The sequence below is a fragment of the Zoogloea oleivorans genome (genome assembly GCF_008107625.1).
Lineage (GTDB): Bacteria > Pseudomonadota > Gammaproteobacteria > Burkholderiales > Rhodocyclaceae > Zoogloea > Zoogloea oleivorans.
Genome location: NZ_SDKK01000021.1, coordinates 43,253 through 52,907 on the forward strand (window position 1 = coordinate 43,253; position 9,655 = coordinate 52,907).

Sequence of the window (9,655 nt, forward strand, 5' to 3'; positions counted from 1 at the left end):
CGCCTATAATCCGCCTCTTGATTTTCCCCCGCAGCACGCCTCCGCATGACCGCCTCCAGCCCTCTCAGCGCCCTCCTTCCGACCCTCGACGCTTTTGCCCGTGCCAAGCCTGGCCAACGCCTCGACCTGCCGGCCCTCGCCGGTTCGGCCGACGCCCTCGCCATTGCCCGACTGGCTGGCGGCGGACGGATGCTGGTGGTGATCACCGCCAACCCGCTCGACGCCCAGCGCCTGTCGGACGAGATCGCGTGGCTGGCGCCGGGCCTGCGGACCCACCTGCTGCCCGACTGGGAAACCCTGCCCTACGACAGCTTCTCGCCGCACCAGGACCTGATCTCCGAGCGCCTGTCGACGCTTTACGCCATCAGCCGTGGCGAGGCCGACATCGCCCTCGTGCCGGCCTCCACCGCGCTCTACCGCCTTGCACCGCCGGCTTTCCTGGCGGGCTACACCTTTTTCCTCAAACAAGGCGCCAAGCTCGACGTGGATGGCCTGCGCATGCAGATGACCGTGGCCGGCTACGCCCACGTTACCCAGGTTATGTCGCCTGGTGAATACAGCGTGCGCGGCGGCCTGGTGGATCTGTTTCCCATGGGCGCCGCGCTACCTTACCGCATCGATCTTTTCGACGAAGAAATCGAGAGCATCAAGACCTTCGACCCGGATACCCAGCGCACCGTCTTTCCGGTGAAGGAAGTGCGTCTCTTGCCGGCGCGGGAATTTCCGATGGACGAAAAGGGCCGTACCCGTTTTCGCGGGCGCTTCCGGGAAACCTTCGAGGGCGACCCATCCCGCTGCATGGTTTACAAGGACGTCTCCAACGGCATCGCCCCGGCCGGCATCGAGTACTACCTGCCGCTGTTCTTCGACGAGACGGCAACGCTCTTCGATTACCTGCCCGAGAGCGCCCCGATCTTCCTGCACCGGGACGTGCCCGGCGCCATCGAAGCCTTCTGGAAGGACGCCCGCAGCCGACATCATTTGCTGGGAGGCGACAAGACGCGGCCGATTCTCCCGCCGGAACAACTCTTCCTGTCGGACGAAGCGTTCTTCATTGCCCTCAAAGAACGCACCCGCCTGGCCCTGCCGGCGGGCGGCACGGATGGCCTGGCTGAAGCGCTCCCGGACATCTCGGTCGAGCGCAAGGCCTCCGACCCACTGCACCGCTTCAAGGCCTTTTGCGGCCGCTTTCCCGGTCGTGTGCTGGTGCTCGCCGAATCCGCCGGTCGTCAGCAGACGATTGCCGAGTACTTCGCCGAGTACGCCCTCAAACCCAATGCCAATGCCGACTTTGACGCCTTTCTGACGGGTGACGCCCGCCTGGCCCTCGGTACCGGGCCACTGGCCGCCGGTTTTGTGCTGCCGGAGGCGGGCCTCGCCGTCATCACCGAGTCCGAGCTCTACGCCGCCACCGCCCGCACCCGCACGCGCCGCGACAGCCGCAAGGCGGCGACGATGGAAGGCTGGCTGCGTGACCTTTCCGAACTCAAGCCCAACGACCCCGTGGTGCACTCCAGCCACGGCATCGGCCGCTACATCGGCCTGGTGCACATGGATCTGGGCGAAGGCGACACCGAATTCCTGCACCTCGAATACGCCAACGAAGACAAGCTCTACGTGCCGGTGTCCCAGCTGCACGTGATCACCCGTTACGCCGGCGCCGACCCGGAGGCCGTGCACCTGCACACCCTCGGCTCCGGCCAGTGGGAAAAGGCCAAGAAAAAGGCCGCCCAGCAGGTGCGCGACACCGCTGCCGAACTGTTGGCCCTGTACGCCACCCGTGCCGCGCGCAAGGGCCACGCCTTCGACTTCAAGCAACACGACCTGGAAGCCTTCTCGGACGGCTTCGGCTTCGAGGAGACTCCCGACCAGATGGCGGCCATCGAGGCCGTGGTGGCCGACATGAAGTCGGGCCGGCCGATGGACCGCCTGGTGTGCGGCGACGTGGGTTTCGGCAAGACCGAGGTAGCCCTGCGCGCCGCCTTCATCGCCGTGGCCGACGGCAAGCAAGTGGTTGTGCTGTGCCCCACCACACTGCTGGCCGAACAGCATTACCAGACCTTCGCCGACCGCTTCGCCGACTGGCCGATCAAGGTTGCCGAACTGTCGCGCTTCAAGAGCGCCAAGGAACAGGCTGAAGCTATCAAGCTGCTCAGCGAGGGCAAGGTAGACATCCTCATTGGCACCCATCGCCTGCTGCAGAAAGACGTCACCTTCAAGCGTCTCGGTCTGGTAATCATCGACGAGGAACACCGTTTTGGCGTGCGCCAGAAGGAAGCCCTCAAGGCCCTGCGCAGCGAGGTGGACATCCTCACCCTTACCGCCACGCCGATTCCCCGCACCCTCGGCCTGGCTCTCGAAGGACTGCGCGAATTTTCGGTGATCGCCACCGCGCCGCAAAAACGCCTCGCCATCAAAACCTTCGTGCAGCGCCACAGCAAGGGCATCATCCGTGAGGCCGTGATTCGCGAGTTCAAGCGTGGCGGGCAGGTGTACTTCCTCCACAATGAAGTGGAGACCATCGAAAACACCAAGGAAGCACTGGAAGAACTGCTGCCGGAAGCGCGCATCGTGGTGGGTCATGGCCAGTTGCCCGAGCGGGAACTGGAGCGCGTGATGCGCGACTTCACCACGCAGAAGGCCAACCTGCTGCTGTGCACCACCATCATCGAGACGGGCATCAACATCCCGACCGCCAACACCATCATCATCCACCGCGCCGACCGCTTCGGCCTGGCCCAGCTTCACCAGTTGCGCGGCCGTGTTGGACGCTCGCACCACCAGGCCTACGCTTATCTGCTTACCGACGCCCACGCCAAGCCCTCAGCCCAGGCCCAGAAACGTCTGGAAGCCATCACCATGATGGAGGAGCTGGGTTCCGGCTTCTACCTGGCGATGCAGGATCTGGAGATTCGCGGTGCCGGCGAAGTGCTCGGCGACAACCAGTCTGGTGAAATCCAGCAGGTTGGTGTGAGTCTCTACACCGAGATGCTCAAGCGCGCCGTACGTGATTTGCAGCAGGGCAAGGAACCCGACCTCAGCCAGCCGCTGGATGTGGTCTCCGAGATCAATCTCCACGCTCCCGCGCTGCTGCCCAGCGATTATTGCAGCGACGTGCAGGAACGCCTCACGCTCTACAAGCGTCTCGCCAACTGCGAGGCCGACGAGGAGCTGCGCGACATTCAGGAAGAGCTGATCGACCGTTTTGGCGAGATGCCGGCACAAACCCGCACCCTGCTCGAAACCCACCGCCTGCGCATGATGGTCAAGCCCTACGGCGTGCAGAAGCTGGATGCCTCTGAAAGCCAGATCACCGTGCAATTCGGCAAGGATGCGGCCATCGACCCGGTGAAGGTCATCATGCTGATCCAGAAGGATCGCACGACCCGCATGTCCGGCCCCGACAAGCTGATTCGCAAGATCGCCACGCCGGAGCTGAAAGAACGGGTTGTTGCCGTGAAGGCACTGCTGGATGCGGTGAGGGCGTAACTCACGCTTCAGCCAACCTGCCTCATGATGCCGGCCAGCACCTGCTGCAGGATGGTCGGCTCGAAGGGCTTGTCGCAGATACCCGATACGCCAGCCTCTTCCACCGCAGCCAGCCGGCTTTCGTCGGCTTCGCTGGTCACCATCAGAATCGGCACTGACTGCTGCCAGCTTCGGGTGCGCACGTATTCGACGAACTCGCGACCATCCATCTCCGGCATGTTGTAGTCGGTCACGATCAGGTCGACCATCGTTTCCTCCAGCAAGGCCACTGCCTCCTTGCCGTTGGCCGCTTCGATGAAATGCTGCAAGCCCAGGTTGCTCAGTACCCGACGAATAAAACGTCGCGCATTGGGGCTGTCATCCACCAGTAGCACCCGCAACGATTCCAGGTCGAAATCGTCGTCCAGCGTGTGGCAGGTACCGAGCAAGTCCAGCGTACGGCCCAGCGCGGTAGCCAGTTGGGCTGCCGTAAACGGTTTGGGAAGAATGCTGCAGGCGCCGGACTGTCTCACCGGGTCGAGAGCCTGGGGACGAGTCTCGCTGGAGATCAGGACAAAAGGCAGGTCCGCCAGATTCACTTCAGCCCGCATCGCCTCAACCAGATCTGTACCCGTGCCGTCTGGAAGATAAAGTGCTGACAGGGTTACGTCGGGCCGGGATGCATGCATGGCGGCAAGGGCGTCAGCAAGTGTTCCTACCACGACGACCTTTGTGAGACCGATTTCATCACATTCGGCCCGGATGATTTTCGCCTGCAAGGCGGAGGGCTCCACGAGCAGAGCCTGAAGTTTTTCGAAACGCGCGCTGCTGGCCATCGTTATTGCCTGTAAGGGTAATTGCAACAATGGATTAGCGAACGAAATCCGGAAAGCTTGAGGGCAAGCGGAGCCGATTATTTTCTTCGCGATACGGCCGCTGCCTGTTGCTGGCCCCACCAGGCCCCGAGTCGACTGGCCGGGTAACGCTTCGAGAGCGCCTCCAGAAACATGTGCCCGGTCGCCAACATCAGAAAGGCGTAGAACAGCATTCCCCACCAGGTATCGAGCACAACCAGCCCGACCATCACGGCCAACTGGAATACGGCAAATGCGGCCCCCTTGGCCTGGCATGCCAAACCCGCTGGCCCACCATCGGCCAGTTTCACTGCCATTGCCCACCCGGTCGGCAACACCACCAGAAGGGCCAGAGTCGCCATTGTCATGTCTTGCTTCCTTGATGCATGTTCACGGCAGGTTGATAACAGATTCCCCTGCCCCCTGCAGCGGCCCGAGAGGATTGCGGCGCAATTCGGTTTCTTCGATGCGGGGGCGACCACTCCACTGTTTGTAGACGACCATGTTGTCGATAACGACAATCAATGCGCCAAACTTCCAGCCGGTGACCTGCGTATTACGCTTGAAATTGAGGAAGTCCAGGAAGAAATTTCCGTCCCGTTTGCGGTCAATGCGGCTAGGCTCCATGAGATAGCCCGTACAAGCCTCCTGCGCTCTCATGCAGGCCAGAATTCCCTTCGGAATGGACGCTAATTCCTGCAGTGGCGACGGTAGCACTGCACGCACCACCTGGGAATGATTGAGAATCTGCACATTGGGGGTCATGTTGGGGTCAAACCCCAATTCGCGCACCGTGTCCATGTTGGTACGGTACGGAACAATCAGGTCGAAGCTTTTTTTGGCGTCCTCGAAATCGTGCCACTTGTTGCTCACATCCTGCTTGGCGGTTGGCAATAAACTGGCACAACCAGCCAATAAACCGGCAACGAAGAGTAGCGAAAAAACCTTCACGGCCAAAATCCTTCTCAAAACGAAGGCGGCCCCCGCACTTAAGGGGAACGTCGGAAGCGTGGAGTCTCTGTTCCAAGCTTAGTGCGCATCAGTGGTATCAACAAGTCTTGAAAGCTGACTCAATCAGCCTGGGAACCGCGGTTTACGCCAAAACGGTTACCGTCACGCGTTCGAACCGCGCGGGGTAACCGTTTTGGAACACCACACAAGCTGTCAGCAATTAATGGCGACAATTCCTCAAACTATTCATTCCCACTCGATCGTTGCCGGCGGTTTGCCCGAGATGTCGTACACCACCCGGTTGATCCCACGCACTTCATTGATGATGCGGTTGCTCACCTTGCCCAGCAGGCTGTGCGGCAGTTCGGCCCAGTGGGCAGTCATGAAGTCGGCAGTTTGCACGGCGCGCAGTGCAACGACGTATTCGTAGGTGCGGCCGTCGCCCATCACGCCGACGCTCTTTACCGGCAGGAAGACGGCGAAGGCCTGACTGGTCTTGTCGTACCAGTCAGCGGCGCGCAGTTCGTCGATGAAAATCGCGTCGGCACGGCGCAGCAGGTCGGCAAAGTCCTGGCGGACTTCGCCAAGAATGCGCACACCCAGGCCCGGGCCCGGGAAGGGATGGCGATAAACCATTTCCCGCGGCAGACCGAGAGCCACGCCCAGTTCGCGGACTTCGTCCTTGAACAGTTCGCACAGGGGTTCGAGCAGCTTGAGGTTGAGGGTATCCGGCAGGCCGCCCACGTTGTGGTGGCTCTTGATGGCGTGGGCCTTGCCGGTCTTGGCGCCGGCAGATTCGATCACGTCCGGGTAGATGGTGCCCTGGGCCAGCCACTTGGCGTTGGGCAGCTTGGCGGCTTCGGCCTGGAAGACTTCGACGAATTCGCGGCCGATGATCTTGCGCTTGGCTTCCGGGTCGGACACGCCTTTCAGGTGGCCCATGAACTGCTCGGAAGCATCCACATGGATAACCTTGACACCCAGGTTGCGGGCAAACATTTCCATGACCATGCTGCCCTCGTTAAGGCGCAGCAGGCCATTATCGACGAACACGCAGGTCAGCTGATCGCCAATCGCCTTGTGCAGCAGCGCCGCAACCACGGAGGAATCGACGCCGCCGGACAGGCCGAGGATGACTTCATCCTTGCCCACCTGGGCGCGCACCTTTTCGATGGCCTCATTTACGTAATCAGGCATGTTCCAGTCGTGCTGGCAGCCACAGATGTCGTGGACGAAGCGGGCCAGCATTTCACGGCCCTTGATGGTGTGGGTGACTTCCGGGTGGAACTGCACCGCGTAGAACTTGCGGTCTTCGTCGGCCATGGCGGCCAGCGGGGTGGATTCGTTGGAGGCGATGACCTTGAAACCCGGGGGCAGCGCGGTGACCTTGTCGCCGTGGCTCATCCACACGTCGAGCAGGCCGTGGCCTTCGTCGTTGACGCGGTCCTGAATGTCGCGGAACAGGGCCGAGTGACCACGGGCACGGATTTCAGCGTAGCCGAACTCACGCTTGCCGGAGCTTTCCACCTTGCCGCCCAGCTGCGAAGCCATGGTCTGCATGCCGTAGCAAATGCCGAGCACAGGCACGCCAATCTCGAAGACAGCCTGGGGCGCCTTGACCTCTTCGGCCGCATAGACCGAGTTCGGGCCGCCGGACAGGATGATCCCCTCGGGCGCAAAGCTGCGGATGAAGTCGTCCGACACGTCGTAGGGATGGATTTCGCAGAACACCTGTTGCTCGCGCACGCGACGGGCGATGAGCTGGGTGACCTGGGAGCCGAAATCGAGGATCAGGATTTTCTTGTGCACGGCGGTTTCCGTAGGATGGAAGACAGGAAGCGCGCAATTATAACGTCTGGCGGGACCTGACGAGCCGAGCAGAGCGTGGCAACGTAAAATGAAGGGATGCATTCCACCGCTTTTCATCCCGTATCAGACTTGTTCCCGTCGATGTCACAGAGCGAACTCTCCGCGCTCATCGAAGACATCCGGATTAATGGACAACAGGAACCCATCCTTCTTTTCGAAGGGCTGGTCGCCGATGGCCGGCACCGCTGGATGGCGTGCTCGTCCCTGGGCATCACGCCAAAAACCGTTTTGTGGAACGGAGACGAGGAAACCCTGATCAGACACATCATCTCGGTCAACCTGCATCGCCGCCATCTCTCCCCGACCGACCGGGCCATTCTGGCCATGCGCTATGCAAACCTGCCCAAGGGGACAAACCGATTCACTATAGGTACCGCTGCAGCGGCATCTATGACTCAGGGCAACGCCGCGCGTCTTTTTTCGGTCTCGGCAGACTCGATACAACGGGCCCGAAAAGTCTCGGCCCAAGGCTCGGCAGAGTTGCTCGAAGCCCTCAGTGGTGGGCAGATTTCCCTCTCCGAGGCGGCCAGGCTGGCGAAACTGTCGAAAGAGCAGCAAAAGGAAGTGCTGGCCGCTGCCACCCTGGTCAGGGCCCGGCAACTGGAAGCCCGACGAACAAGGGCCAGAGAGGCCATTGAAGCCCGAAAGGGTGTATACGATCCGGCCTTTCCGGATGGCGAGTTCGATATTGCCATCATAGATCCCCCGTGGGACTACGGGAACAGCGCCTTGTCGACAAACTGCTCGCCGGGGTTTCATCGCGGGCTGATGTCTGTCCAGGAAATTGCGGCGATGCGTTTGCCACTGGCCCACGATGCGCTCGTCTTCGTGTGGGTGCCTTCCTATTTTCTCTCCGACGTGATGACGACAATTCTGCCCGCCTGGGGTTTGCATTACGCAGGCTGTGCAGTGTGGAAAAAAGTGAATGGCGTCGTCGGGGCCGGAATGTTCCGGATGACTCATGAAATGGTCATCGCCGCACGAAAAGGCGCAGGTGTTGGCAAGCCGGACCGGCAACTGCCTTCGGTCTTCGAGGCCGACCCCGCCCGGCAATCCGGAAAGCCTCCGATCCTGGCGAACTGGGTCGATCTGGCGTTTCCAGACTGGCTGCGTCGTATCGAAATTTTCTCGCAGAACAAACGCAGCGGCTGGGCAATGTTCGGCGCAGACCGCCCGACAGCGACACACTGACACCATTCGGCAGTGCATCCTTGCAATGGATCAGGCGGCCCTGCCCCGGTACACTTGCGCGCTGCGCCAGACTAGTCGAATCGCCATGCGCCCACTTGCGGCCGCAAGCATTCACTAACGCCCGAATCTCCGGACCACCCATAAAGGTTTTAGGTAATAGATTGATCTCCAAAGAAAAAGCCGGCACAACGACGACACTGGAAGAACGCCTCCAGGGGCATACGCCCATGATGCAGCAATATCTTCGCATCAAGCACGACCACCCCGACACCCTCCTCTTCTACCGGATGGGCGACTTTTACGAGTTGTTCTTCGAGGATGCCGAGAAGGCTTCGCGCCTGATGGACATCACGCTAACCACCCGCGGGGCGTCGGCCGGGCAGCCGATCAAGATGGCCGGCATTCCTTACCACGCGGTGGAGCAATACCTGGCGCGGCTGGTCAAGCTCGGTGAATCGGTGGTGATTGCCGAGCAGGTGGGCGACCCGGGCGCGACCAAGGGGCCGATGGAGCGGGCGGTGGCGCGCATCGTCACGCCGGGCACGCTCACCGACGCGGCGCTGCTCGACGACAAGGCCGACGCGCCGCTGCTGGCCGTCAACCTGCACCGGGGCGTGCTGGGCCTGGCCTGGCTGAACCTCGCCAACGGCGACTTCCGCGTGCTCGAATGCGACGCGCCGCACCTGGCTGCGCAATTTGAACGCCTGCGCCCGGCCGAGGTGTTGATTCCTGACGGCCTGCGCCTGCCGCTGCTCGAGCATCTGTCGCCCAGCCTGCGTCGTCTGGCCGACTGGCAATTTGACGCCGAAACCGCCCGACGCCTCCTCACCACGCACTTTGGCACCCGCGATCTGGCCGGCTTTGGCGCCGACGACATGCCGGTGGCGCTGGCCGCCGCCGCGGCCCTTTTCGACTACGCCCGCTCCACCCAGCGCCAGGCCCTGGCCCACATCACGGCGCTGACGGCCGAGCGCGACAGCGCTTACCTGCGCCTCGACGCCGCCACCCGGCGCAACCTGGAGCTCACCGAAACCCTGCGCGGCGAGGCGGCGCCCACGCTGCTGTCGCTGCTCGACACCTGCGCCACCAGCATGGGCACCCGCTGGCTGCGTCACGCGCTGCATCACCCACTGCGTGACCGCGCCGCCGCGAGTCACCGCCATGCGGCCGTCGGCGAACTGGGCGAAGGCCCGGCCGAAGTCATCCGTCGCGTGTTGCGCGGCGTCTCCGACGTGGAACGCATCACTGCCCGCGTGGCCCTGCGCAGCGCCCGGCCGCGGGATCTGTCGGCCCTGCGCGATAGCGTCGGCCAACTCCTTCCA

General features: G+C 62.2%; 6 protein-coding genes and 1 pseudogene. 3 read left to right on the top strand and 4 right to left on the bottom strand.

Translation table 11 applies throughout. The features are described 5' to 3' along the window. Positions 1–45: 45 nt before the first annotated feature. A complete protein-coding gene (mfd, locus tag ETQ85_RS19295; RefSeq protein ID WP_148580718.1) occupies positions 46–3,489 on the top strand; it encodes a transcription-repair coupling factor in 3,444 nt (1,147 codons plus the stop codon). An 8-nt stretch (positions 3,490–3,497) separates the two neighbouring features. Here mfd and ETQ85_RS19300 read toward each other — a convergent pair whose 3' ends face one another. The 4 genes from ETQ85_RS19300 to guaA all read right to left on the bottom strand — a co-directional run bounded on the left by ETQ85_RS19300 (position 3,498) and on the right by guaA (position 7,082). After that, positions 3,498–4,304 (bottom strand): response regulator transcription factor, encoded by an 807-nt coding sequence (locus ETQ85_RS19300; protein ID WP_148580719.1) that lies wholly within the window; start codon positions 4,302–4,304, stop codon positions 3,498–3,500. A gap of 77 nt (positions 4,305–4,381) precedes the next feature. Then, positions 4,382–4,690 carry a hypothetical protein gene (locus ETQ85_RS26630; protein ID WP_148580720.1) on the bottom strand — a complete coding sequence of 103 codons (309 nt, stop codon included), beginning with the start codon at positions 4,688–4,690 and terminating at the stop codon, positions 4,382–4,384. 22 nt (positions 4,691–4,712) lie between these two features. Beyond that, the gene (locus ETQ85_RS19310) at positions 4,713–5,273 is read right to left on the bottom strand and encodes a hypothetical protein (RefSeq protein WP_148580721.1); all 561 of its coding nucleotides are present in this window, start codon (positions 5,271–5,273) and stop codon (positions 4,713–4,715) included. Between the two features lie 246 nt (positions 5,274–5,519). Continuing rightward, positions 5,520–7,082 carry a glutamine-hydrolyzing GMP synthase gene (gene guaA / locus ETQ85_RS19315; RefSeq protein ID WP_246128830.1) on the bottom strand — a complete coding sequence of 521 codons (1,563 nt, stop codon included), beginning with the start codon at positions 7,080–7,082 and terminating at the stop codon, positions 5,520–5,522. A gap of 96 nt (positions 7,083–7,178) precedes the next feature. Here guaA and ETQ85_RS19320 point away from each other — a divergent pair, with 96 nt between their 5' ends. Together ETQ85_RS19320 and ETQ85_RS27030 are read left to right on the top strand one after the other, a co-directional pair. After that, entirely contained in the window at positions 7,179–8,333 is a 1,155-nt protein-coding gene (locus ETQ85_RS19320; RefSeq protein ID WP_148580723.1) for a Spo0J and IME4 domain-containing protein, read from the top strand. 230 nt (positions 8,334–8,563) lie between these two features. Then, positions 8,564–9,655, top strand: a pseudogene (locus ETQ85_RS27030) (MutS N-terminal domain-containing protein); the annotation flags it as partial.